A 24,342-nucleotide genomic window follows, 5' to 3' on the forward strand; every position below is an offset into this window, starting at 1 on the left:
ACGCCGCTAACCATGCGGCCCATGGCCTGATCCTGGCGCGCCTACCCGGCGCCACCAAGTTTGGGCGCGATCTGACACAACACCGGAGACACCACCATGCCCGATACCACGGCAAACGGCCCAACAACGTCCACCAGAGACGCCGCCCCATCCCGCCTCACCACCGTCAGCCTCGACGACAAATACACCGCAATCAAAGGCGACATCTTCCTGTCCGGCATCCAGGCGCTGGTGCGGCTGCCGATGATGCAGCGCGTGCGCGACCAGGCGGCCGGCCTGAACACCGCCGGTTTCATCTCCGGCTACCGCGGCTCGCCGCTGGGCGGCCTGGATGAGAACCTGTGGAAAGCCCAGTCGCACCTGGAAGCGCACCACGTGCAGTTCGTGCCGGGCGTGAACGAGGATCTGGCCGCGACCGCCGTCTGGGGTTCGCAGCAGGTCGACCTGATCGGCGAAGCCAAGTACGACGGCGTGTTCGCCATGTGGTACGGCAAGGGCCCGGGCGTGGACCGCTGCGGCGACGTCTTCAAGCACATGAACCATGCCGGCACGTCCAGGCATGGCGGCGTGCTGCTGGTGGCCGGCGACGACCACGGCGCCTATTCGTCGACGCTGCCGCACCAGTCGGACCACCTGTTCTCGGCCTCGATGATCCCGCTGCTGTATCCATGCAATGTGCAGGAATACCTGGATCTGGGCATCCACGGCTGGGCCATGTCGCGCTTCTCCGGTTGCACGGTGGCCTTCAAGGCCTTGGCCGACACGGTCGAATCGTCGGCCTCGGTCGACGCCGATCCGTTCCGCGTCGAGGTCAAGATCCCGCACGACTTCGTCATGCCGGAAGGCGGCCTGAACGCACGCCTGTCCAGCATCCCGCTGGGCCAGCAGGCGCGCAATCAGGAAGCGCTGATGCAGGACTACAAAATCTACGCGGCGCTGGCCTATGCGCGCGAGAACAAGCTCAATCACACCACCATCACCAGCCCGAACGCCAAGCTGGGCATCATCGCCTCCGGCAAGTCCTACCTGGACGTGCTGGAAGCGCTGGAAGAACTGGGCATCGACGAAAAGATGGCGGCCGACGTCGGCCTGCGCCTGTTCAAGGTCGCGATGCCATGGCCGCTGGAGCCGGACAGCGTGCGCGAATTCGCGCAAGGCCTGGACGAGATCCTGGTGGTCGAGGAAAAGCGCCAGATCGTCGAGTACCAGCTGAAGGAACAGCTGTACAACTGGCGCGACGACGTGCGTCCGCGCGTGATCGGCAAGTTCGATGAAAAAGGCGAATGGGTCGCCCCGCGCGGCGAATGGCTGTTGACCTCCAAGGCCGACTTCTCCGTGTCGCAAGTGGCGCGCGTGATCGCCTCGCGCGTCAAGCGCCTGATCTCGGACCCGGTCACCTGCGACCATATCAAGGCCCGCCTGAGCTTCCTCGACGCCAAAGACGCGGTGCTGAAGAAAGCCATCAACACCCCGTTCCGTCCGGCGTTCTACTGCTCCGGATGCCCGCACAACACCTCGACCAAGGTCCCGGAAGGCAGCCTGGCGCTGGCCGGCATCGGCTGCCACGTGATGGCGACCTCGATCTACCCCGAGTTCAACAAGCTGACCACCCACATGGGCGGCGAAGGCGCGCCGTGGATCGGCCAGGCCGCGTTCTCGAAGATCCCGCACGTGTTCCAGAACCTGGGCGACGGCACCTACTTCCACTCAGGCTACCTGGCGATCCGCGCGGCCGTGGCGGCCAAGGTCAACATGACCTACAAGATCCTCTACAACGACGCTGTGGCAATGACGGGCGGCCAGCCGGTCGACGGCATCACCTCGGTGCCGATGATCGCCCAGCAGATGGCCGCCGAAGGCGTCAAACGCATCGCGCTGGTCACCGAAGACCTGGGCCGCTACACCGACCGCAGCGCGCTGCCGTCGATCGTCAGCCTGCACGACCGCAAGGACATGGACGCGGTGCAGCGCGAGCTGCGCGAAGTGGGCGGCGTATCGGTGCTGATCTACGACCAGACCTGCGCGGCCGAGAAGCGCCGCCGTCGGAAGAAGGGTGAGTTCCCCGACCCTGCCAAGCGCATGGTCATCAACGAAGCCGTGTGCGAAGGCTGCGGCGATTGCGGCATCCAGTCCAACTGCACCTCCATCCTGCCGAAGGAAACGGAGTTCGGCCGCAAGCGCACCATCGACCAGTCGTCCTGCAACAAGGACTACTCGTGCGTGAAGGGCTTCTGCCCGAGCTTCGTCACGGTTGAAGGCGGATCGCTGAAGAAGACCAAGACCGGCGTCACCAAGGACAACGCCGACGACGGCTTCGGCGCCCTGCCGGAACCGGCGCTGCCACCGTGCGAGCAGCCGTACAACATCCTGATCAACGGCATCGGCGGCACCGGCGTGATCACCGTCGGCGCGCTGATGGGCATGGCCGCGCACCTGGAAGGCAAGGGCGCGTCGGTGCTGGACATGACCGGCATGTCGCAGAAAAACGGCTCGGTCACCTCGCACGTCAAAGTCGCGAAGACCCCGGCCCACCTGCGCGCGCAACGCATCGCCACCGGCGAGGCAGACGTGATCCTCGGCTGCGACATGCTGACCGCCGGCGCCGCCGACGCGGTGTCGAAGATGCGTCCGGGCCGCACGCTGGCCATCGTCAACCTGCACGAGCAGCCGCCAGGCACCTTCGCGCAGAACGCCGACTGGCAGTATCCGGTGGCCGAAGTACGCGCGCTGATCGAGGAATCGGTCGGCGCCGGCGCCGCCGATTTCATCGACGCCACCAAGCTGGCCACAGCGCTGATGGGCGACTCCATCGCCGCCAACCTGTTCATGCTCGGTTACGCATGGCAGAAGGGCCGCATCCCGTTGAACGAGGCATCGCTGCTGCGCGCGATTGAGCTCAACGGTGTCGGTATCGCCTCCAACAAGAAGAGCTTCCTGTGGGGCCGCCGCGCCGCCGTGGACCTCAAGCGCGTCGAGCGCGTGGCCATGCCGACGCAGGCGATCGTGATGCAGATGCCGCAAAGCCTGGAGAACGTCATCAACAAGCGCGTCGAGTTCCTGACCGCTTACCAGAACGCCGCCTACGCCGCCACCTACGAGCAGCTGGTGTCGCAGGTGCGCGCGAAGGAGACCGCTCTGGGCCTGGGCAACAAGCTGTCCACCGCCGTCGCCAAGTACGCCTTCAAGCTGATGGCCTACAAGGACGAATACGAAGTGGCGCGCCTGTACACCGACGGCCGTTTCGTCGAGCAGCTCAAGCAGCAGTTCGAGGGCGACTTCTCGCTCAAGTTCAACCTGGCGCCGCCGATGTTCGCCAAGAAGGACGCCAAGGGCCATCTGGTCAAGGCGGAATTCGGTTCGTGGATGTGGAGCGCGTTCAAGCTGCTGGCCAAATTCAAAGGCCTGCGCGGCGGCGCCTTCGACATCTTCGGCTACACCGAGGAACGCAAGATGGAGCGCGCGCTGATCGTCGAATACCGCGATCTGATCAATTCGCTGATGGACAAGCTGTCGCCGGAAAACCACGCCACCGCGGTGGAACTGGCCGGCCTGCCGGAGAAAGTGCGCGGCTTCGGCCACGTGAAGGAAAAGGCGGTCGCCACCTTCCGTACCGAGAAGGCGCGCCTGCTGGCGCAATTGGCCCAGCAGCGCGCAGCGTAAGGCATCATGGGGCGGGCTACGGCCTGCCCCGATAATTCGCTTGACTTGACGTTAACGTAAACGTCATATAATGAACCAAATAAAGCATAAAAGCCCAAGGGACACCATGAACGACCTCTCCGCTCCGAAAGTTGTAGCCGTGCCGGATCAACCGCGCCTGAACAATAAAGTCCGTTTCGTCACCGCCGCCTCGCTGTTCGACGGCCACGACGCCTCGATCAACATCATGCGCCGCATCCTGCAATCGAACGGCGTCGAAGTGGTCCACCTCGGCCACAACCGCTCGGTCGACGAAGTCGTCACCGCGGCGCTGGCCGAAGACGTGCAAGGCATCGCCATCTCCAGCTACCAGGGCGGCCACGTCGAATACTTCAAGTACATGATCGACCTGCTGCGCGCGCGCGGCGGCGCGCACATCAAGGTGTTCGGCGGCGGCGGCGGCGTCATCGTCCCCGACGAAATCGCCGACCTGCACGCCTACGGCGTCACCAAGATCTTCAGCCCGGAAGACGGCCAGCGCATGGGCCTGGTCGGCATGATCCAGTGGATGGTGCAGCAATGCGACATCGACCTGTCCAGCTACTCGCCGACCACGCTGGCGCCGCTGCGCGAAGGCGACATCGCCGCGCGCCACCGCCCGCTGGCCCAGCTGATCACCGCGCTGGAAAACGACAAGGCCTCCCCTGCCCTGCGCGCCGAACTGCTGGCCGCCGCCGAAGGCCTGGCCGTGCCGACGCTGGGCATCACCGGCACCGGCGGCGCCGGTAAATCCTCGCTGACCGATGAACTGATACGCCGCATCCGCCTCGACCAGGGCGACGCCGTCAACATCGCCATCATCTCGATCGACCCGTCGCGCCGCAAATCCGGCGGCGCGCTGCTGGGCGACCGTATCCGCATGAACGCGATCAATCCGTGGTCGGCCAATGGTCAGCTTCAAAGCCGCGTCTTCATGCGCTCGCTGGCCACGCGCGAAGCGGGCTCCGAGATTTCGCAGGCGCTGCCGGACGTGATCGCCGCCTGCAAAGTGGCGGGCTTCGACCTGGTGATCGTCGAAACCTCCGGCATCGGCCAGGGCGACGCCGCCATCGTCCCGCACGTCGACGTGTCGATGTACGTGATGACGCCGGAATTCGGCGCCGCATCGCAGCTGGAAAAAATCGACATGCTCGATTTTGCCGACTTCATCGCCATCAACAAATTCGACCGCAAGGGTTCGCAGGACGCGCTGCGCGACGTCGCCAAGCAGTACCAGCGCAACCGCGAAATGTGGAGCAAGCGTCCGGACGAAATGCCGGTCTACGGCACCCAGGCGTCGCGCTTCAACGACGACGGCGTCACCGCGCTGTACCAGGGCCTGCTGCCCAAGCTGGAGCAGTTCGGCCTGAAGACCAAGCCGGGCAAGCTGGCGCCGGTGGATGTGCGCTTCTCCAGCGGCAAACACGTGATCGTGCCGCCGGCACGCGCGCGCTACCTGGCGGAGATCGCCGACACCGTGCGCGGCTACCACCGCTTCACGCGCAAGCAGGTGACGCTGGCGCGCGAACGCCAGCAGCTGACCGAATCGAAACGCATGCTGGCCATCGCCCACAAGACCGCCGACTTTGATGACCTCATCGCCGAGCGTGACGCGGAAATGGACGGCGGCGCCAAGAAGCTGCTGGCCCAGTGGCCGGACATGCAGGCCGCCTACGCGGGCGACGACTACGTCGTCAAAATCCGCGACAAGGAAATCCGCACCCGCCTGATCCAACACACGCTGTCCGGCACCAAGATCCGCAAGGTGGCGCTGCCGCGTTATGAAGACCATGGCGAAGTGCTGCGCTTCCTGATGCTGGAAAACGTGCCGGGCTCCTTCCCGTTCACGGCCGGCGTGTTCGCCTTCAAGCGCGAGGGCGAAGACCCGACCCGCATGTTCGCCGGCGAGGGCGACGCCTTCCGCACCAATCGCCGCTTCAAGCTGGTCTCCACCGGTATGGACGCCAAGCGTCTGTCGACCGCGTTCGATTCCGTGACCCTGTACGGCGCCGATCCTGCGCTGCGCCCGGACATCTACGGCAAGGTCGGCAACTCCGGCGTGTCGATCGCCACGCTGGACGACATGAAGGTGCTGTACGACGGCTTCAACCTGTGCAGCCCGAGCACCTCGGTGTCGATGACCATCAACGGCCCGGCGCCGACCATCCTGGCGATGTTCATGAACACCGCCATCGACCAGCAGGTTGAAAAATTCGTCGAAGAGAACAAGCGCCAGCCTAGTGCCGACGAAGCGGCCAAGATCAAGGACTGGGTACTGCAGAACGTGCGCGGCACCGTGCAGGCCGACATCCTGAAGGAAGACCAGGGCCAGAACACCTGCATCTTCTCGACCGAATTCTCGCTGAAGGTGATGGGCGACATCCAGGAATACTTCGTCCACCACCAGGTGCGCAACTTCTACTCGGTGTCGATCTCCGGCTACCACATCGCCGAAGCGGGCGCGAACCCGATCTCGCAGCTGGCGTTCACGCTGTCGAACGGCTTCACGTTTGTCGAAGCCTACCTGGCGCGCGGCATGCACATCGACGACTTCGCGCCGAACCTGTCGTTCTTCTTCTCGAACGGCATGGACCCGGAATACACGGTGCTGGGCCGCGTGGCGCGCCGCCTGTGGGCGGTGGCGATGCGCGACAAGTACGGCGCCAACGACCGTTCGCAAAAGCTCAAGTACCACGTGCAGACCTCGGGCCGCTCGCTGCACGCGCAGGAGATCGACTTCAACGACATCCGCACCACGCTGCAGGCGCTGATCGCGATCTACGACAACTGCAACTCGCTGCACACCAACGCCTACGACGAAGCGATCACCACGCCGACCGACGAATCGGTGCGTCGCGCGCTGGCGATCCAGCTGATCATCAACCGCGAATGGGGCCTGGCCAAGAACGAGAATCCGAACCAGGGCTCGTTCATCATGGAAGAGCTGACCGACCTGGTGGAGGAAGCGGTGCTGCAGGAGTTCGAACGCATCGCCGAACGCGGCGGCGTGCTGGGTGCGATGGAAACCGGCTACCAGCGCGGCAAGATCCAGGAAGAGTCGATGCTGTACGAGCACCAGAAGCACGACGGCACGCTGCCTATCATCGGTGTCAACACCTTCCGCAATCCGAAGGCGACCGGCGAGCCGCAAAAGATCGAACTGGCGCGCTCCACCGACGACGAGAAGCAATCGCAACTCACGCGCCTGGACGACTTCCACGCCCGCAATGCGGACGCGGCGCCGGCAGCGCTGGCGGCCTTGCAGCAGGCCGCCATCGACAACGCCAACGTGTTTGAAAAGCTGATGGACGCCGTGCGCGTCTGCTCGCTGGGCCAGATCACGACGGCGCTGTTCGAAGTCGGCGGCCAGTACCGCCGCAATATGTAAGACCAGCGAGGAGGGAGGCGGCTCAATGCCTCCCGGCAGTCGCTTGCAGCAGTCTCCGGCCCTTTTCCGAAACGAAGACGCGGCCGGCGTAGCCTCCTTCGCTAGCAATCAGACCATCGGCGCAAGCGTCCTCCCATATGGTCAGCCGGGGACACGAGCTGCGCCATACCTCCATCACCTCGGAGTAAGAATGTGGCCGCTGCTGCAGCCAGTCCAACATCTGCAACGTCAATGAATCGTGCGCGTTTGTCATGGTGCTGTCCCCAACGGTTTGATCTCAATTCAATATAGTCGCTGCATCGGCCCAGAACAAGCCATCACGACTCGAAATGCGGCCCAGCGCCCTCCTGCGCCAGCGCGTCCTGCGCGTTGCGCAGCGGGCAGGCCTTCAGCGACAGGCATCCGCAGCCGATGCAGCCGTCGAGTTGATCGCGCAGCTGCGTCAAAGTTTTGATCCGTTCTTCCAGCTCCAGCTTCCAAGTGGCCGAGAGGCGGCGCCAGTCTGCGACAGTCGGCGTTCGTCCCGACGGCAGCGCATCCAATGCCTGCGCGATCGCCGCCAGCGGCAAACCGACGCGCTGCGCCACCTTGATCACCGCCAGCCGCCGCAGCACCGAGCGCGCGTAGCGCCGCTGGTTGCCGCTGGAGCGGACCGAATGGATCAATCCCTTGGCTTCATAAAAATGCAGCGCTGATACCGCGACGCCTGCGCGTTCGGCCAGCTCGCCGACGCCGAGTTCCTTCGGAGGAGATGCCATATAAAATCCTTGACCTCAAGTTAAGTTGAGATTTTATAGTGTCCGCACATTCACTGCCTGAAAGACGCCATGAAATTCATCAACCCACCCGGTCTGTACGATCCACGCCCCAATGGTTACAGCCACGTCGTCGTCGCCGAAGCACCGGCGCGCATCATTTACATCGCCGGCCAGGGCGGCGAGAATATCGATGGCGTGCTGTCGGAAAGTTTTGAAGCGCAGGTCCAGCAGGCGCTGGCCAACCTGCAAACCGCGCTGGCCGCAGCCGATGCCAAGCTGACCGACGTCGCCAAGGTCACGGCACTGATCGTCGATCACAGCGAAGCGCGCCTTGGCATCTTCAGCAGCGCGCTACGCGCCACGTGGGGCGACCACCCCGCCCCAGCCTGCACGCTGATCCCCGTGCCCCGCCTGGCACTTGATGGCATGTTGTTCGAGATCGAAGCCACCGCAGTCATCAGCTAATCCAGCGCAGCAAGAGGCTGGTCAACATCTCCGGCCTTTCGCCGCCCCTCATGTCGTACTACACTGATAAGGCTAGATCAAATCCGGAGGTAGTCATGGTCACACTTCAAATTTCGCTCCCAGAAGAATTAGCGAAAGACGCTCAAGAAATGGGCCTTCTGGAAGCCAATACCATTGCAGAAATTCTCCAAGAAGAAATGCGGCGTCGCGCATTTAAGTATATTTTCTCGGTAGCAGACAGATTGGCTGCTGCTGGGGACATTCCGATGACCACTGAAGAAGTTCAGGCAGAAATCCGCGCCGCCAGAGAAGAAGAAAATGCGGTTCGTCCTTGATACCAATACTGTAGTGTCAGGGTTATTTTGGTACGGAACACCGCAAAAATTATTAGACTGCGCCAGCAAAAAACTTTTCGTCCCTTACACTTGCCAGGAACTACTGACGGAGCTGCTAGATGTTTTGGCTCGTCCGAAGTTTGCCAAGCGCTTAGCCGTTAGCCGCGCAGATCCACAAAGCATGACCACGATGTATAGAAATATTTCGATCCGAGTCAATCTGCCCTCCATCATTCCCCACCTGTCCCGAGATCCCAAGGACGATATCGTTCTAGCATGCGCTTTATCCGCACAAGCCGACGCGATAATTTCCGGCGACAAAGATCTGCTCGTCTTGCGGCAACTTCAAGGCGTCCAGATATGGACCCCAAGAGAAGCGTTAGACGTATTGTCACCACCATACCCTTAATCTGATCCGACCTTCCCTGCGCCTGCAATCTGTCTCTTCTTTGATCACTTCGACAATTTCCACTGATCCAGATGGATTTATTTATTGATAATTAATAAAAAATTATGCAAAACTTACTTGCTGTTTCATTTCTACAAAAACGACTTGTTTCGCTTTAAAACTGATAGCGCTAGGGAGCAGTAATGGATCTGATCGATCAACTAAGAGCATTAGCAGCACGAGTTACAACTTCAAAAGACTTGATTCAAACAGAAGAAGCCACTAAGAACGCCATGATCATGCCGTTCATTCAAATTCTTGGATATAACGTTTTTGATCCGACGGAGGTCACACCGGAATTGATCGCGGATGTAGGTACAAAAAAGGGCGAAAAGGTTGATTACGCGGTACTTCGCGAAGGAAAACCCATCATGCTTTTTGAATGCAAAAAAAGCGGCGCCGACCTCAACATCAATCATGCGGGGCAACTATTCAGATATTTCCATGTCACCGCTGCGCGGTTTGGAGTGCTAACGAACGGTTTGACCTACAAGTTTTTTACCGATCTTGAGCAACCCAACAAGATGGACGAAAAACCCTTTTTTGAGTTCAATATCCTGGACTTCAAAGAGCGCGATGTTGACGAGCTTAAAAAATTCGCCAAGACAATGTTCGATGTGGATACCATACTCACAACGGCAAACGATCTGAAATATACACGTGCAATCCAAAACCGACTCGCCGAATGGATGCTCAATCCATCGGAAGATTTTGTCAGGCTTTTGTCATCCGATCTTTTAGCTGGAAAGCGCTTCACACCAACGGTAAAAGATCAGTTCACGATCATCACAAAGAGGGCATTCGAACAACTATTGGGGGAGCGCATCAATGATCGCCTGAAGGGTGCGATGACGCCTGAATCGTCGCCTGCATCTGAGCAGATACCCGTGATGGTCCCTGAGGGTATCGATGACGCTTCGATCATTACCACGGCGGAAGAAATTGAAGGCTTGCATATAGTCCGATCAATTTTGCGCGATGTAGTCAATCCTCGCCGCATTGTCATGCGAGACTCGCAAAGTTATTGCGCGATACTGCTTGACGATAACAATCGCAAACCCGTGTGCCGATTGCGTTTCAATAATCTTCAAAAACTGTCGCTCGGCCTGTTCAACGACAAAAAGGAAGAGGAGCGAGTGGCACTGGATCATCTCGACGATCTGTACAAACATGCTGAACAGTTAAAAGCGACCATTCTGTTCCATCTTCCACCCGACACGGCAAAAAGCTAATACCCGAGGCGATGTGTATCATCGCCTCACATCTCCGTTCCGATGTCGATGCCAGCGTCGCGAGCAGCGCGCCCATGGAGCCCATGCCTGCGATTTTCCAGATGACGTAGCGCGAGATGCCAATGAGCTGGGGTTACTTGAGTCGCCGAAGCTAGAAGCGATGTTACGCAATGAGATCCGGCAGCATGCATCTGAGATGCTTGCTGAGCATTGCCAAAATTGGCTACGGCCGGCGTCGAACCGATGCAGCCGCCGAGCTGATCGCGCAATTGCGTCAAAGTCTTGATCCGTTCTTCCAGCTCCAGCTTCCACGCTGCGGAGAGACGGCGCCAATCCGCGACGGTGGGCGTTCGTCCCGACGGCAGCGCATCCAATGCCTGCGCGATCGCCGCCAGCGGCAAGCCGACGCGCTGCGCCACCTTGATCACAGCCAGCCGCCGCAGCACCGAGCGCGCGTAGCGCCGCTGGTTGCCGCTGGAACGGACCGAATGGATCAATCCCTTGGCTTCGTAAAAATGCAGCGCCGATACCGCGACGCCTGCGCGTTCGGCCAGCTCGCCGACGCCGAGTTCTTTCGGAGGAGATGCCATATAAAATCCTTGACCTCAAGTTAAGTTGAGATTTTATAGTGTCCGCACATTCACTGCCTGAAGGACGCCATGAAATTCATCAACCCAGCCGGTCTGTACGATCCACGCCCCAACGGTTACAGCCACGTCGTCGTCGCCGAAGCGCCCGCGCGCATCATCTACATTTCAGGCCAGGGCGGCGAGAATATCGATGGCGTGCTGTCGGAAAGTTTTGAAGCGCAGGTCCAGCAGGCGCTGGCCATCCTGCAAACCGCGCTGGACGGCATGCTGTTCGAGATCGAAGCCACCGCCGTCGTCTAAACAAACGGATTCAACAAAATGGCTCCCGTCGCGGCAAAGTCATGGACATTGCGGGTCACAACCTCAAGTCCATGAACGAGCGCAATTGCCGCAATTTGCTTGTCAACTGGGTGGACCGCCTGTGGTGACATTAAACCGCCCCACACCTGAGCGCAGTCCACGTCAAAATTCAATATGCGATCCGCATACTCACGAATAACCAGATCGAGCCAGGTTTCGAGCCGCATTACTTTGTTTGGGTCGCCGTGTTTGCGGACGTTTTCGATACCCCGCCTGATTTCTCCAATAGTCTGTACGCAAAGATAGCGGTCGCTGGGCCGATTCGTAAGGAAGAACCTCATGACACCAGGGTTCGCCTGTCTTCCCTTGCGTGCTTCACTGATGACGTTGGTATCGATCAGATACATAGATACTTCGCCCACTAATTCTTGCGGACATTGAAATCGTCATCTTCACCCACATTGGGCATGCTCGCCAGCACGTCGGCAAACGAACGCCGTTGAGGGCGTTGCAGTGCTTCTTTTAAAATTTCCAGATGTTCAGCTTCGGGACTGCGGCCATGAGCGGCCGCTCTTTGCTTGAGCGCCAGCGCGACGTCGTCATCGACATTGCGCACAATTAGATTGGTGGCCATTGCGGTCTCCCCAAGATCATCGATTTCATCATACATCAACGAAAAAGGAAACGCACATCAAGAGCTATCCCGGTTGAGCAAGCCCAACGGTTGATCCCGCCAGCAGCACCGGCTGCCACAGCTCTTGCAGTTCGCTGGCCGGTTTGCCGTCCACCAGCGCCAGCAGCATGTCGACCATGCGGGCGCCGGCTTTGTGGGCGTCCGGCTGGTCGATGGTTGTGACGTCGACGCCGGCCAGCGTGTCGGCCATGCTGCCCCAGACGATCACCGACATCTCCTTGCCGATGTCGATGCCCGCGTCGAGCAGCGCGCGCACGGCGCCCACGCCGGACAGGTGATTGTCGACGATGACCGCGGTAGGCCGCGGCGAACACGCCAGCAACTGCTGCATCGCCTGGTAGCCGCTGCGGCGGTCCAGCGTGTTGTCGATCAGGTAGCGCGTATCCACTTCCAGCCCGGCCGACGCCATCGCCGCCACAAAGGCGTCCTTGCGCTGGCGGGCGAAGTTCAATTCCAGCGGCGCGCTGACCAGCGCCACGCGCTGATGGCCCAATCCCAGCAAGCGCTCCATCGCCATGCGTATGCCCGCCGCGTTGTCATAGTCGAACCACGCATACGGCGCATCGAGCTGGGTGCGGCCATGCGCGACAAAGGGGAATTTGGATTTGCTCAGGAAGGCGATGCGCTCGTCGCGCACCAGCGTGCGGCTGACCACCAGGCCATCCACCCGCCGCCCGCGCACGATCTGCTGGTACGACGGCTGCTCCGCCGCCGGCGACACCGGCGCGATGATCAGGTTCTTGCTGACCGCCTCCAGCGCGGCCGACATGCCGGCCACCACGTCGAGGAACATCGGATCGCCCAGGTCCGCCGGCAGCAGCGGGTAGATGATGCCGAACACATTGGTGCGCCCCAGCGCCAGCGAGCGCGCCATCGGATTGGCCTGGTAACCGTTCTCCTTGGCCGCCTTCAGCACACGCTCGCGAGTCCGGCCGTTGACTTCAGGGTAACCGTTTAATGCGCGGCTCACCGTGGTTTTCGACATGCCGAGTAGATTCGCGAGGCGCTCCAGGTTCATAGACAATTGCTCAATGTTGACCGCTGATTATAGCGGACGGGTCGAAACCACCACCACCATCATCGACTGCTTTTTTGAAAAAATACAACATAATCAAGACGATAGAAATAGGCACCAGCGTCAGGTAGAAGGCGAAGTGACCGCTGAAGTTGCCGAACACGTAGCCGGTGATCAGCGAGCCGGTGGTGCCACCCAGTGCCGAGAAAATCACCAGCAGGCCGGTCATGGAAGAATGCTGATTCTTCGGCAAGGAACTGAGCATCACCGAATTGATGCCCGGGTAGATCGGCGCCATGAACAAGCCGATCAGCGGGAACAGGAAGGTCGCCAGCGGCGCGCTGGACCAGCTGATGTTCGGATCGGCCACCACGTCGTGCGTCAACGGCAGCGCCAGCAGCACCATCGCCGCCATGCCGATCACGCAGGCGTTCATCACCGGGTACCAGTTCAACTTCCGCATCAGCACACCGGCCGACAGGCGCCCGATCGCCAGGCAGGCGGCAAAGATGCTGGTCACCTGCACGCTCATCGCCGCCGGCAGTTTCAGGATCTCGTTGTTAAAGGTCGGCAGCCAGGTGCCCACGCTTTGCTCGATCAGCACATACAAAAACGCCGTGATGACGAACACGCACACCAACGGCTTGAAGAACAGCTTGAGCATGGCGGCGAAATCCTGCGCGATGCTGCGGCCCTGCGGCAGCGCCGCCATGTCCTCGTTGAAGGGCGTGGTCAGCAGCAGCACGAACGTCAACGCGCACAGCACGGCCAGCACCCAGTACACCTGCAACCAGCTGTGCGACAGCGGATCGGACGAATCGATGAAGTAGCCGAACACCCAGTAGGCGCTCAACACGCCGACCATGAAGAAGCCTTCCAGCAGGTTCATGATGCTGGCGTGCTGCTTGCGGTCGGCGGCGATCAGGCCCAGCGTCGAGTACACCGACACCTTCACCAGCGCGAACGCTACGCCGACGCAGAAGAACAACAGCTTGGTGGTGGCGAACGACGGCAGCACCGGCATCGCCACGCAGGCTGCGGTGACGATGGCCAGCCCGGCCAGCATGGCCTTCTTGTAGCCAAGGCGCGGCAGGAAGGACGCGATCAGGAACGACACCGCCGCAATCGGCAAATCCTTGAACCCTTCCAGCACGCTGGCGCCGGATTTGCTGATGCCGTAGTTGTTGATGACCTGAAGGATGACCGTGCCCACGCTATTGAGCAGGATCGCAAATACAAAGTAAATCAGAAATAGCGCAAATAGAATGCGATTGTTCTTCATACTGTCTCCGAATTTTATTATTTATATAATTTAGTATGATTCGAGATTGAAGTCGCTCAGGCTCGTGATGACCACGTCGGCCTGAGTGAGCACAAAGGGATGGCCTATGCCCAGTGCGAACATGCCGGCCGATTTGATCGACGCCACGCCCGCCACCGCGTCCTCGACGCCGAGGCAGTCTTCCGGCGCCACGCCCAGTTCCCGCGCCGCCTTGAGGAAAATCTCCGGGTCCGGCTTGCCGCGCGCGATGGTCGCCGCATCGACCACGTAGTCGAATTTATCGGTGATCCCCAGGCGCCCCAATACCGTAAAGGCGTTCTTGCTGACCGAGGCCAGGCCGATGTGCAAGCCCCGCGTGCGCACCGTATCGAGTGCCCGCACCGCGCCCGGCAGCAGATCGGCGGCGGACATGGTGGAGATCAATTCCTGGTAGTGCAGGTTTTTCTCGTCCGCCAACGCCAGCTTTTCTTCCTTAGTGTACGCCCGCTTGGACGACGCCAGGATCAGGTCCAGCGATCCCATACGGTCGATGCCCTTCAGGTTCTCGTTGAAGGCGTGGTCGAAATGCACGCCCTGCGATTCCGCCAGGCGTTTCCACGCCAGATAGTGATAGTGGGCGGTGTCGGTGATGACGCCGTCCAGGTCAAAGATAACGGCTTTAAAGCGGCTCATGCAAAACTCCTCGATTGCGTCGGTTGCGACAGCGTCAGTGCGACAGGTTCGCCGCCGTGGGTAAAGTTCAGCGCCTCGCCTTGCAGCAGGCGGTAATCCGCGCGGCCCGGCTCCACGTGTACTTCCAGCAGCGCGCCTTTGAAATGAATCTTGAACGTGTAGTGCTGCCACTGCTTGGGCACCGACGGCGCGAAGTGCAGCTCGCCGCCCACCACGCGCATGCCGGCGAAGCCATACGCCACGCCCATCCAGGTGCCGGCCATGGCCGCCGTGTGCACGCCGTAGTGCGTGTTGCCGTGGGTGTCGTCCAGGTCGAGGCGCGCGGTCTCCATGAAGTAGTCGTAGGCCTTGTCCTGATAGCCCACTTCCGCCGCGATGATGCTGAAGATGCAGGACGACAGCGACGAATCGTGCGTGGTCACCGCCTCGTAGTAATCGAAGTCGCGGCGCTTGTCTTCCAGCGTGAACTGGTCGGACAGCAGCAGCAGCGCCAGCACCACGTCCGCCTGCTTGCACACCTGGTGGCGGTAAATCACCATCGGGTGGTAGTTCAGCAGCAGCGGGTAGTTCTCCTTCGGCGTGTTGGCGAAATCCCACACTTTCTTGGACAGGAAGCTGTCGTCCTGCGCGTGGATTTGCAGCGCTGCGTCGTAGGGAAGGTTCATCAGCGATGCGGCGCGGCGCCATGCGGCCGGCTCGTTCGCATCCAGCACAGTGGCGGCGGCGATGCGGGCAAACTCCGCCGGCTCGCGCGCCTGCAACTGCTCCGCGATCGAGGCCGCGAAGTTCAGGTGCATCCGCGCCATCGCGTTGGTGTAGTAGTTGTTGTTGACCAGCGCCGTGTATTCGTCCGGGCCCGTCACCTGGTTGATGCAGAAGCGACCTTCGCGGTCGTAGCTGCCGATGCCCATCCAGATGCGCGCCGTTTCCATGACGATTTCCGCGCCGTGCTTGACCAGGTATTCCTGGTCGTTCGTCGCTTCCATGTACAGCTTGATGGAATAGGCGATATCGGCGTTGATGTGATACTGCGCCGTCCCCGCCGGGAAGTAGGCCGAGCATTCGTCGCCGGCGATGGTGCGCCACGGGTACAGCGCGCCGGTGGCATGCGACATCTGGCGCGCGCGCTCGCGCGCCTTCGGCAGGCCGGCGTAGCGGTACTCCAGCAGCTTGCGGGCGATTTCCGGCTTCGAGTACAGGAAGAACGGGAAGATGTAGATCTCCGTGTCCCAGAAATAGTGGCCTTCGTAGCCCTCGCCCGTCACGCCCTTGGCGGAGATGTTGGTCTTGCCGTCGCGGCCCACCGATTGCAGCAGGTGGAACTGGTTGAAGTGGATGCCTTGCTGGAGCGCGTCGTCGCCGGCGATCTGCACGTCGGCCTGTTGCCAGAAATCGGCCAGGTACTGCTCCTGCGCCAGGCGCAGGTCGTCGAAGCCGGCCGCCTTGGCGGTGGCCAGCGTGTCTTTGCTGCGCCACATCAGCTCCGCCTCGGCGTAGTCGCGCGACGAGAAATAGCTGCCGTACTTGTTCAGCGTGATGGTCTGGCCGGTCCGCGCTTGCAGCTCATAGGTCTGCGTCAGGCGCTGCTCCACCTGGGCGATCTCGATGGTGGCATCGGCGCCCGTCAGTTCGGTGTCGGTGGCGCTGACCAGCATGAAGCCGCTGTTGTGCGTGCGCTGCACCAGCGCCGCAAAGCCGACGTTCTGTTCGTGGCCCACCATGTGCAGCGACTGGCCGGACACCGCCGAACCCACGCGCGGATCGTCGCCGGCTTCCTGGTTCTTCACCGCGCCATCCAGCGCGGAGACGAGCCGCAGGCGGCCGTTGAAATTCAGCGGCGTCACCGCGAACTCGATCGCGAACAGATGTTTGTTCTCGAAGCACACCAGACGGCGGCTGCGCAGCTGCACGCTGCGGCCTTGCGGCGAAGTCCACTCCACGCTGCGCGTCAGCACGCCGGTGCGGAAGTCCAGCACCCGCTCGTACGATTGCACCGAGCCACTCAGCAAATCGAAGCGCTCATCCTCCAGCCACAGCTCGACGCCCTTCGCATTCGGCACGTTCAGCATGAACTGGTTGACCTTGGCCAGGCCGTAGGCCGCCTCCGGGTACTGGATCGGCTCCGACTCGTAGAAACCGTTCAGGTAGGTGCCGTCGAGCGAGCTGCCGGCCGGGCCGCTGTAGCCCTCCTCGCCGGTGCCGCGCAGGCCGATGTAGCCGTTGCCCAGCGCGAACAGGGTCTCGTCGAGAAAATGGGAGTCGGTGTCGAAGCTGGTCTCGCGGATGCACCAGGCTTCGAGGGGATAGGTGTGTTGTTGCACAGCGTATTCCTTAAAAATGCGATTCAAAGCGGTTTGAATTTTGAAAAAAGCCGGTTTCTGGACGTTTTTGGCTTAATTCAAGGGGAAAACGGGAAAAGCGGGGAAAACTAGGTCTGGCGTACCATCAGGGTGGTCGGCAGCATTTCGGATGCGACCGGGTGGCCTTCGATCAGGCCCAACATCTTCTTGGCCAACAACACGCCGCCATCGCGCAGGTACTGGTGCACGCTGGTCAGCGGCGGCACGAAACTGGCCGCGCCGGGCGTATCGTCGTAGCCGATGACGGAGACATTCTCCGGCACCCGCAAATTCTTCTCGGCCAGCGCGCGGATCGCGCCCATGGCCAGCAAGTCACTGGCGGCGAACACGCCGTCGAAATTGGCGCCCTTCTTTTTCAACAGCGCCGAAATGCTGTCGAAGCCCGCCTCGAAGGTGAAGGCCTTGGGACGGATGATATGCACCGTCGCCCGCCCGCCCATCGCGTCGATGAAGCCGGCGCAGCGTTCCTGCACCTCGGCGTGGTCGACGTCGCCCAGGAACACCAGCTTTTGCCGGCCCTGCGCGATGAAGCGCTCGGCGGCGCTGATGCCGCCCTTTCGATTGTCCGAGCCGACCACGATGTAGTCGGTGTCGGCTTCCGGCGCGCCCCACACCACCAGCGGCATGCCGGTCTGCTGCAAGGTGCGCACCGCTTCGCCGTGCGAGCCCTGGCCCAGCAGGATCAAGCCGTCGGCGCCCTGCACCGGCGCCGTGTTCATCAACTGCTTGGACGTCAGCACCACGCTGTAGCCGGCGGTCGTCAGTTCCTGCGTGATGCCGCCCAACAGCTCCAGCGGATACGGATCGGACATCGGCCGGCCGCGCACGGGTGTCATTTCCACCACAACCGCCACCGAATAACTGCGGCCCATGCGCAGATTGCGCGCGCTCACATTGAAACGGTAGCCCTGCTCGCTCGCCAGGATGCGGATCTTCTCCCGCGTTTCCGCGGTCACCAGCGGACTATCGCGCAGCGCGCGGGAAACGGTGATCTTGGAGACGCCGGCCAGCTTGGCCAGGTCTTCCATCGTCAATGCTGTTTCGGCTTTGCGGGCTACAGACTTATTCGAAGGCATTGATCGCTCATAGGTTGAAAACAGGGGGTGCGCACGCATTATGACAGAAATTTTTAAGTTGTCGCGAAAAATGACATCGATAACATTTCGATTGACATCGATATCATTTCTTGTTTCAATGACTCATCTTCACGAATCGTGGAAGATGGGGATGGAACTACCGGAAGCTGTTTTGGCTGGTGGCGCACCGTCCAGGAGACGATTTACACCATAAGAAAGCATAGACCACATGAAAAGCCAGAATCCGTTCTTGTTATCCGCAGTCACGGCTGCCGTCCTCACGCTCGTCAACCAGACCGCCGCGCACGCCCAAAGCGCCGCCCCGACCGAAGTTGCAGCACCTTCGGCCACCTCCAAGGAAGTGGCCGCCGAAGTCCAGCAAGTCGTCGTCACCGGCGTCGCTTCGGCGCGCGGCGTGCGCAAGGTCGACTCGGCCTTCTCGATCACCACCGCCAACGAAGAGCAACTGAAGCAAGCCTCGCCCAGCAGCACCGCCGACATCATGAAACTGGTGCCGGGCGTGTATGCGGAATCGACCGGCGGCCAGTCCGGCGCCAACATCGAAGTGCGCGGTTTCCCGTCCGGCAGCGATTCGCCCTTCGTCTCGGTGCAGTTGATGGGCAACCCGATCTTCCCGCCGCCGACCTTGTCGTTCTTCGAAGGCTCGTCGGCCTTCCGCCTGGACGACACCGTCGAGCGGGTTGAAGTGCTGCGCGGCGGCCCGTCCACCATCTGGTCCAACGCCCAGCCCGGCGCGACCATGAACTTCATCCTCAAAGAAGGCGGCGACACGCCGGAAGGCTCGGTGCGCTTCTCCACCGGCACCGGCAGCCTGCGCCGCGTCGACATGTACTACGGCGGCAAGATCAGCGACGGCTGGTACGGCTCGGTCGGCGGCTTCTACCGCAAGACCGACGGCGTGCGCGACGCCGGCTTCCCGGCGGACGACGGCCACCAGCTGACCGCCACCCTGACCCGCAAGCTCGACGACGGCAAGCTGACCATGTACGTCCGCAACACCGACGACAAGAACGCCTTCTACACCGGCGTGCCGCTGATCTCCAGCAACAACGGCCACACGATCTCGGAATTCCCGGGCTTCAATCCGCTGACCGGCACCCTGATGAGCGGCGAAATGCGCAACTTCACCATCGAAGCGGCGCCCGGCAAGACGCTGAACCGCGACCTGGCCGACGGCCGCGGCCTCAAGGCCACCGTGTTCGGCGCGGACTTCGACCAGAAGATCGGCGAGTGGAGCGTGTCGAACAAGTTCAACCGCTTCGACGGCAACCTGAATACCAACGCCATGTTCACCGGTAACAACCCGCTGTCGATGAACGACTACCTGAAGGCGGCCATCTCCTCGGCCAACGGCAACGCGGCGACCGTCGCGGCGGCCGGCGGCAGGCTGGCCACGGCCGGCACCGCCACCTATGTGCGCGGCGGCGCGGTCGACGGCAACCAGCAGGTGGTGCAGGCCGGCCTGTGGTCGGTGGAGAAAAAACTGACGTCGTTCACCGACGAACTGCGCGTCAGCAAGGAAATCGGCAAGGACAACACGATCACCGTGGGCGGCTACTTCGCCGACTACTCGTCGCGCGATGTCTGGTACCTGGGCAACAGCCACCTGATGTCGGCCGTGCCGCAGGCCAGCCTGATCAACGTGACCCTGAACAACGGCGTGGTGGTGTCGAAGAACGGCACCGACGGCAATGTGTTCTACGCACCGGTCGCCTCGTATGACGGCCGCAACACAGCCGCCTTCATCTCGGACGAGTGGAAAGTCAACGACCGCATCAAGGTCGACTTCGGCATGCGCCATGAACAGCAGAAGATCAGCGGCACGATCTCCAACCTGACCTCGGGCGACACCGACAACAATCCGCTGACCGTGTACAACAACGGCACCTCGATGCCTGACGGTTCCAACACCTACCTGAGCCGCACCGACAGCGCCAACTCCTTCACCATCGGCGGCAACTACAAGCTGGCCAAGGATACGGCGGTGTTCGTGCGCGCCAACCGCGGCCACACCTTCATCTCCTTCGACGACCTGCGCGGCGCCGGCAGCCAGAAGGCCGTCAACGACCGCGGCATCCTGCCGACGCCGAAAGTGAGCCAGTACGAAATCGGCTTCAAGACCGCGAACCAGCTGTACAGCGCCTACATCAATGCCTTCCACACGGAATTCGACGGCATCGCCTTCACGCAGATCCTGGCCGACGGCCGCGAGCTGCATTCGATCAGCGGCTCCAAGGGCAACGGCCTGGAATTCGAACTGGCGGTGCGTCCTATCCCCAACCTGCAACTGGCGTTGACCGGCGATTACCAGAAATCGGAATACCGCGACAATCCTGACACCGCAGGCAAAACCGTCCAGCGCCAGCCGAAGCTGCAATTCCGCTTCACGCCGACCTACAGGATTCCTATGGGCGACGGCAACTCGGCCAAGATCTACGCCACCTACACCTCGATCGGCGAGCGTTGGGCCGACCAGGCCAACCAGCAGTACTTGCCGTCCTACCGCACCATCGATGCCGGTGTGCTGTTCTCGCTGGGTGAGAAGATCGAAGTGCGCCTGGCCGGCACCAACCTCAACAACGAGCTCGGCCTGACCGAAGGCAATTCCCGCCTGACCGCCGGCGGCTCCGGTCCGATCAACGCGCGTCCGCTGTTTGGCCGCACCTGGGAAGCGTCGTTGCTGTACCGCTTCTAAACTGCAGATCCCTCCCTCACAGGCAAGGCGCGGTTAGCCTTGCCTTTTTTGTTTTTGTGGCCTACTCTGCAATTGATCGTACTCAATACGATCCTGCCTTACCATGCCTGGAATTATTGCCTAGGGGTTAGATCGTGGCTTCCGTAACGTCCGTCAGCGCGCTGCAAGCATCGATTGCACAGGCCGAAAGGCAGGTGCAATCGGACCAGTCACGCGTGAACCAGGACGCCAGCCGGCTGGAGCAAAGCCGGGTGCAGCTGACCAAGGATAAGCAGACGCTGAGCGATACCCAGCAGGAGAGCGATCAGGCGTCCGCGCCGCCGTTGAAAGCGGCGCCAGCCCCGAATCTGAATAATGCGATAGAAAAACCATCCCGCGCCGAGCAAGTGTTGCCGGCCGACCTGCAGGCGCCGCCCAGGCCGCAGATCAACGCGCAAGGCGAGACCATCGGCAAGCTGATCAACGTCATCGCCTGAATCTCAGGCGGCCTGCATCGCCGCTTCCAGTTCCTTCACGCCATCCCACCAGCGGCCATCCGCCAGCGGCAAGCGGATATCGAGCGCCTTGCCGATTTCCGGCGTAGCCAGCGGCAGGCGGCGTTCCGCAGCCAGCTCGGCGATGCGGTCGAACGGGTCGTGCCAGGCGTGCAGCGACAGGTCGAAGGTGCCGTTATGAATCGGCAGCATCACCTTGCCGCGCAGATCGATGTGGGCCTGCAAGGATTCCTCCGGCTGCATATGCACATCCGGCCACTGCGGATCGTAGGCGCCGGTCTCCACCATCGTCAGGTCGAACGGGCCATGACGGCGGCCGATCTCCTTGAAACCGTCGAAATAGCCGCTATCGCCGCTGAAAAACACCTTCACGTCGCGGTCTTCGATGACGAACGACGCCCACAGCGTCTTGTTGCGGTCGCTCAGGCCGCGGCCGGAAAAGTGCTGGGCCGGCGTCGCCACCAGCTTCACGCCGGCAACATGGGTCGATTGCCACCAGCTCAGTTGCTGCACCTTGGCGGCGGGTATGCCCCAGGCAACCAGGCGGTCGCCCACGCCCAGCGGTGTGATGAAGTGCTCGGTTTTGGCGGCCAGCTTGATCACGGCGGCGTAGTCCAGGTGGTCGTAATGGTCGTGCGACAGGATGATGCCCTTGATCGGCGGCAGCTCCTCAATGCTGATCGGCGCCTGGTGGAAACGCTGCGGCCCGGCCCACTGCACCGGCGACGCGCGCTCGGAAAACACGGGATCGGTCAGCCAGAAATGGCCGTTGAGCTTGAGCAGCACCGTCGAGTGGCCGAGGCGGAACAGGCTGCGATCCGGAGCATCCAATAACTGCTGCTGCGTGATCGCATGAACGGGAATGGCTTGACGGGGCACGGTATCCTTGGGTTTATCGAAAGCAAAGCGCAACATGACGCCCAGCGACTTGAGGAAACCCATCTGATGCATCTTGACCGGATTGCGGAACTTGCCGTCGCGGCTACGCGGCGCGCTGGGCACGGACAGGCCGTCGAGGTCGGATTCGGCGATGGCGGATTGATAAGTCATGACGGGCAACTCCAAGGTTGAGAATGTACACTGCACAGTGTAGTTCTTATTTTTTGAAAAGTAAACTACTCGGTGTAAAATAAAGGCATGAACACGCCCCTCAAACTGACCGACCGCAAACGCCAGGCCATCGTCGAAGCCGCCATCGCAGAATTCCGCGTCAGCGGTTTCGAATCGACCAGCATGGACAAGATAGCCGCCACCGCCGGCGTGTCCAAGCGCACGGTGTACAACCACTTCCCCAGTAAAGACGAACTGTTCGCGCAGATATTGCATGAGTTGTGGAATAGTTCGATGGCCCAGCAGCAGCAGCCCTACGATCCGGCCGCGCCGCTGCGCGAGCAATTACTGGCTTTGCTGTGGAAAAAGATGGCCATGCTGCAGGACAGTTACTTCCTGGATTTGGCGCGGGTGGCGATCGCCGAATCGATCCACTCGCCCGAGCGGGCACAGGAGATGGTGACGCGGCTGACCCGCAAGGAAGAAGAAGCCGTGGTCTGGCTGCGCGCCGCCCAGGCCGACGGCAAGCTGCTCAGGGCCGACCCGGTGCTGGCCCCGCAAATGCTGACCGGCCAGCTGAAGACCTTCGCCTTCTGGCCGCAAGTGACCTTGAACCAGCCGCCGCTGGACACTGCCATGCAGAAAAAAGTGGTCGAGGCGACCGTCGATATGTTCCTGGCCTATGCCCACTAGGCTCGGTTAAGCGAAGCTGACCGAATAAATCGGCGGCAAGGTGGTGGAGATGGTCTGCCACTGGCCGCCGCCATCCTCCGACAGCCAGGCGCCGCCGGTGGTCGAGCCCATCAACAGGATCTGGCCGCAATCGCTGACCGCCAGCCCGTGCCGGTAGACCAGGTCGTAGCAGTGCTGCTGCGGCAGGCCGCCGCGCCAGGCAGTGAAGGTCTGGCCGCCGTCGGTGGTGCGGGTGACCGCCAGCGCCGCGTGCGCCGCGATGCGCTTGCTGTCCGCCTCGGCCGGCACGAACCAGGCCGTCTCGCCATCCTGGGGATGCACGGCCGTCACGAAACCGAAATTCGACAGCGGCGCGCTGTGCACCTCGGTCCAGTTGGCGCCGTTGTCGACCGAGCGCCAGATGCCGTTGTGATGCTGGCACCACAGCTTGTCCGGTTCGCCCGGGCAGCGCACGATACGGTGCGGGTCCTGTATCTGTTGCACGTCGGCCATGTCCGGCGGCATGTAGTTGGCGACCATGCCCTTGGCCCGCAGCGACCAGCTCTCGCCGCCGTCGCTGGTCTGCCAGGCGCCGCCGCAGGAGACGCCGACCAGCAGCGCCCTGCTGTCGCGCGGATCGACGCAGATGCTGTGGATGCCCGGCACGTCATAGCCGCCGCCCATCCATTGCGCGCGCTCCGGCACGTTCCACAGAGGCTCCACCAGCTTCCAGCTCGCGCCCCGGTCGTTCGAGCGGAACAGGCCGCCCGGCAGGGTGCCCGCCCACAGCACGCCCGGTTGGTCCGGCCCGCCCGCCGCCAGCGACCAGATCTGCTTCACCGTCCACTCGACCGGATCGGCGGAGTCGGCCGGCTTGGTGGGGAAGGCCGGCACCGCCACCTCGACCCAGCTGTCGCTGCCCGCATCGCGCCGGTGCAGCTTGGCGCCGAAGTGGCCCAGGTTCAGGGCCGCATACAAAGCGCCGTCGCGCCGGTCCGACAACACCATCGACACCGGATCGCCCAGGAAATGCTGCTGGTCGATATGCCACGCCTCGTGCGTGCGGTAGATTTCAAACAATCCTTTGCGAGTGCCGATGTAGGCGCGGTCGGACATG

Annotated in this window: 21 protein-coding genes; 10 read left to right on the forward strand and 11 right to left on the reverse strand. The window is 61.7% G+C overall.

The window, feature by feature from the left end:
* Positions 1–96 precede the first annotated feature (96 nt).
* The gene (locus tag AC1RMD_RS00775) at positions 97–3,660 is read left to right on the forward strand and encodes an indolepyruvate ferredoxin oxidoreductase family protein (RefSeq protein ID WP_492922699.1); all 3,564 of its coding nucleotides are present in this window, start codon (positions 97–99) and stop codon (positions 3,658–3,660) included.
* Between the two features lie 106 nt (positions 3,661–3,766).
* A complete protein-coding gene (gene icmF, locus AC1RMD_RS00780) occupies positions 3,767–7,066 on the forward strand; it encodes a fused isobutyryl-CoA mutase/GTPase IcmF (RefSeq protein WP_492922701.1) in 3,300 nt (1,099 codons plus the stop codon).
* A gap of 317 nt (positions 7,067–7,383) precedes the next feature.
* Here the strand turns inward: icmF and soxR (AC1RMD_RS00785) are convergent, their stop codons facing one another.
* Positions 7,384–7,824 (reverse strand): redox-sensitive transcriptional activator SoxR, encoded by a 441-nt coding sequence (soxR, locus tag AC1RMD_RS00785; protein WP_492922703.1) that lies wholly within the window; start codon positions 7,822–7,824, stop codon positions 7,384–7,386.
* A 69-nt stretch (positions 7,825–7,893) separates the two neighbouring features.
* Between soxR (AC1RMD_RS00785) and AC1RMD_RS00790 the strand changes: the two genes are divergently transcribed.
* The 4 genes from AC1RMD_RS00790 (at position 7,894) to AC1RMD_RS00805 (ending at position 10,304) form a co-directional block, all read left to right on the forward strand.
* Positions 7,894–8,289 carry a RidA family protein gene (locus AC1RMD_RS00790; protein ID WP_492922705.1) on the forward strand — a complete coding sequence of 132 codons (396 nt, stop codon included), beginning with the start codon at positions 7,894–7,896 and terminating at the stop codon, positions 8,287–8,289.
* A gap of 95 nt (positions 8,290–8,384) precedes the next feature.
* Positions 8,385–8,624: a hypothetical protein gene (locus AC1RMD_RS00795; protein ID WP_492922707.1), complete on the forward strand. Its 240-nt coding sequence runs from the start codon at positions 8,385–8,387 to the stop codon at positions 8,622–8,624.
* Positions 8,608–9,033 (forward strand): putative toxin-antitoxin system toxin component, PIN family, encoded by a 426-nt coding sequence (locus tag AC1RMD_RS00800; RefSeq protein ID WP_492922709.1) that lies wholly within the window; start codon positions 8,608–8,610, stop codon positions 9,031–9,033. Before AC1RMD_RS00795 ends, AC1RMD_RS00800 begins: the two co-directional genes overlap by 17 nt.
* A 182-nt stretch (positions 9,034–9,215) precedes the next feature.
* Positions 9,216–10,304: a type I restriction endonuclease gene (locus AC1RMD_RS00805; RefSeq protein WP_492922711.1), complete on the forward strand. Its 1,089-nt coding sequence runs from the start codon at positions 9,216–9,218 to the stop codon at positions 10,302–10,304.
* Between the two features lie 26 nt (positions 10,305–10,330).
* Here the strand turns inward: AC1RMD_RS00805 and soxR (AC1RMD_RS00810) are convergent, their stop codons facing one another.
* Positions 10,331–10,894, reverse strand: a complete 564-nt coding sequence (gene soxR / locus AC1RMD_RS00810; RefSeq protein ID WP_492922713.1) for a redox-sensitive transcriptional activator SoxR — start codon at positions 10,892–10,894, stop codon at positions 10,331–10,333.
* 69 nt (positions 10,895–10,963) lie between these two features.
* Between soxR (AC1RMD_RS00810) and AC1RMD_RS00815 the strand changes: the two genes are divergently transcribed.
* On the forward strand, positions 10,964–11,194 hold the full coding sequence (locus AC1RMD_RS00815) for a RidA family protein (RefSeq protein WP_492922715.1): 231 nt from the start codon (positions 10,964–10,966) through the stop codon (positions 11,192–11,194).
* Here the strand turns inward: AC1RMD_RS00815 and AC1RMD_RS00820 are convergent.
* The 7 genes from AC1RMD_RS00820 to AC1RMD_RS00850 form a co-directional block, all read right to left on the reverse strand.
* A complete protein-coding gene (locus AC1RMD_RS00820; protein ID WP_492922717.1) occupies positions 11,191–11,601 on the reverse strand; it encodes a type II toxin-antitoxin system VapC family toxin in 411 nt (136 codons plus the stop codon). The two genes, AC1RMD_RS00815 and AC1RMD_RS00820, sit on opposite strands and share 4 nt — an antisense overlap.
* Before the next feature lie 14 nt (positions 11,602–11,615).
* Entirely contained in the window at positions 11,616–11,828 is a 213-nt protein-coding gene (locus AC1RMD_RS00825) for a FitA-like ribbon-helix-helix domain-containing protein (RefSeq protein ID WP_217941223.1), read from the reverse strand.
* A 64-nt stretch (positions 11,829–11,892) separates the two neighbouring features.
* A complete protein-coding gene (locus tag AC1RMD_RS00830) occupies positions 11,893–12,906 on the reverse strand; it encodes a substrate-binding domain-containing protein (protein WP_492922719.1) in 1,014 nt (337 codons plus the stop codon).
* A gap of 10 nt (positions 12,907–12,916) precedes the next feature.
* On the reverse strand, positions 12,917–14,185 hold the full coding sequence (locus tag AC1RMD_RS00835; protein WP_492922721.1) for an MFS transporter: 1,269 nt from the start codon (positions 14,183–14,185) through the stop codon (positions 12,917–12,919).
* Positions 14,186–14,215: 30 nt separating this feature from the next.
* The gene (pgmB, locus tag AC1RMD_RS00840; RefSeq protein WP_492922723.1) at positions 14,216–14,857 is read right to left on the reverse strand and encodes a beta-phosphoglucomutase; all 642 of its coding nucleotides are present in this window, start codon (positions 14,855–14,857) and stop codon (positions 14,216–14,218) included.
* Positions 14,854–17,178: a glycoside hydrolase family 65 protein gene (locus tag AC1RMD_RS00845; RefSeq protein ID WP_492922725.1), complete on the reverse strand. Its 2,325-nt coding sequence runs from the start codon at positions 17,176–17,178 to the stop codon at positions 14,854–14,856. Before AC1RMD_RS00845 ends, pgmB begins: the two co-directional genes overlap by 4 nt.
* Positions 17,179–17,285: 107 nt before the next feature.
* On the reverse strand, positions 17,286–18,293 hold the full coding sequence (locus AC1RMD_RS00850) for a LacI family DNA-binding transcriptional regulator (RefSeq protein ID WP_036623020.1): 1,008 nt from the start codon (positions 18,291–18,293) through the stop codon (positions 17,286–17,288).
* 229 nt (positions 18,294–18,522) lie between these two features.
* Between AC1RMD_RS00850 and AC1RMD_RS00855 the strand changes: the two genes are divergently transcribed.
* Positions 18,523–21,009 (forward strand): TonB-dependent receptor, encoded by a 2,487-nt coding sequence (locus tag AC1RMD_RS00855; protein ID WP_492922727.1) that lies wholly within the window; start codon positions 18,523–18,525, stop codon positions 21,007–21,009.
* 134 nt (positions 21,010–21,143) lie between these two features.
* On the forward strand, positions 21,144–21,485 hold the full coding sequence (locus AC1RMD_RS00860; protein ID WP_492922729.1) for a hypothetical protein: 342 nt from the start codon (positions 21,144–21,146) through the stop codon (positions 21,483–21,485).
* A gap of 3 nt (positions 21,486–21,488) precedes the next feature.
* Here the strand turns inward: AC1RMD_RS00860 and AC1RMD_RS00865 are convergent, their stop codons facing one another.
* Positions 21,489–22,553, reverse strand: a complete 1,065-nt coding sequence (locus tag AC1RMD_RS00865; protein ID WP_492922731.1) for an MBL fold metallo-hydrolase — start codon at positions 22,551–22,553, stop codon at positions 21,489–21,491.
* Positions 22,554–22,640: 87 nt separating this feature from the next.
* Here AC1RMD_RS00865 and AC1RMD_RS00870 point away from each other — a divergent pair, with 87 nt between their 5' ends.
* Positions 22,641–23,246 (forward strand): TetR/AcrR family transcriptional regulator, encoded by a 606-nt coding sequence (locus AC1RMD_RS00870; RefSeq protein ID WP_492922733.1) that lies wholly within the window; start codon positions 22,641–22,643, stop codon positions 23,244–23,246.
* A gap of 6 nt (positions 23,247–23,252) precedes the next feature.
* Here AC1RMD_RS00870 and AC1RMD_RS00875 read toward each other — a convergent pair whose 3' ends face one another.
* Positions 23,253–24,341: a WD40/YVTN/BNR-like repeat-containing protein gene (locus AC1RMD_RS00875; protein WP_492922735.1), complete on the reverse strand. Its 1,089-nt coding sequence runs from the start codon at positions 24,339–24,341 to the stop codon at positions 23,253–23,255.
* Position 24,342 lies beyond the last annotated feature (1 nt).

The sequence above is a fragment of the Duganella sp. GW822-FHT06D06 genome (assembly GCF_058799615.1).

Coding starts and splice junctions, on each gene's coding strand:
- AC1RMD_RS00775 (WP_492922699.1), top strand. CDS start 97: ATGCCCGATACCACGGCAAACGGCCCAACAACGTCCACCAGAGACGCC.
- icmF (WP_492922701.1), top strand. CDS start 3,767: ATGAACGACCTCTCCGCTCCGAAAGTTGTAGCCGTGCCGGATCAACCG.
- soxR (WP_492922703.1), bottom strand. CDS start 7,824: ATGGCATCTCCTCCGAAGGAACTCGGCGTCGGCGAGCTGGCCGAACGC.
- AC1RMD_RS00790 (WP_492922705.1), top strand. CDS start 7,894: ATGAAATTCATCAACCCACCCGGTCTGTACGATCCACGCCCCAATGGT.
- AC1RMD_RS00795 (WP_492922707.1), top strand. CDS start 8,385: ATGGTCACACTTCAAATTTCGCTCCCAGAAGAATTAGCGAAAGACGCT.
- AC1RMD_RS00800 (WP_492922709.1), top strand. CDS start 8,608: ATGCGGTTCGTCCTTGATACCAATACTGTAGTGTCAGGGTTATTTTGG.
- AC1RMD_RS00805 (WP_492922711.1), top strand. CDS start 9,216: ATGGATCTGATCGATCAACTAAGAGCATTAGCAGCACGAGTTACAACT.
- soxR (WP_492922713.1), bottom strand. CDS start 10,894: ATGGCATCTCCTCCGAAAGAACTCGGCGTCGGCGAGCTGGCCGAACGC.
- AC1RMD_RS00815 (WP_492922715.1), top strand. CDS start 10,964: ATGAAATTCATCAACCCAGCCGGTCTGTACGATCCACGCCCCAACGGT.
- AC1RMD_RS00820 (WP_492922717.1), bottom strand. CDS start 11,601: ATGTATCTGATCGATACCAACGTCATCAGTGAAGCACGCAAGGGAAGA.
- AC1RMD_RS00825 (WP_217941223.1), bottom strand. CDS start 11,828: ATGGCCACCAATCTAATTGTGCGCAATGTCGATGACGACGTCGCGCTG.
- AC1RMD_RS00830 (WP_492922719.1), bottom strand. CDS start 12,906: ATGAACCTGGAGCGCCTCGCGAATCTACTCGGCATGTCGAAAACCACG.
- AC1RMD_RS00835 (WP_492922721.1), bottom strand. CDS start 14,185: ATGAAGAACAATCGCATTCTATTTGCGCTATTTCTGATTTACTTTGTA.
- pgmB (WP_492922723.1), bottom strand. CDS start 14,857: ATGAGCCGCTTTAAAGCCGTTATCTTTGACCTGGACGGCGTCATCACC.
- AC1RMD_RS00850 (WP_036623020.1), bottom strand. CDS start 18,293: ATGCCTTCGAATAAGTCTGTAGCCCGCAAAGCCGAAACAGCATTGACG.
- AC1RMD_RS00855 (WP_492922727.1), top strand. CDS start 18,523: ATGAAAAGCCAGAATCCGTTCTTGTTATCCGCAGTCACGGCTGCCGTC.
- AC1RMD_RS00865 (WP_492922731.1), bottom strand. CDS start 22,553: ATGACTTATCAATCCGCCATCGCCGAATCCGACCTCGACGGCCTGTCC.
- AC1RMD_RS00870 (WP_492922733.1), top strand. CDS start 22,641: ATGAACACGCCCCTCAAACTGACCGACCGCAAACGCCAGGCCATCGTC.
- AC1RMD_RS00875 (WP_492922735.1), bottom strand. CDS start 24,341: ATGTCCGACCGCGCCTACATCGGCACTCGCAAAGGATTGTTTGAAATC.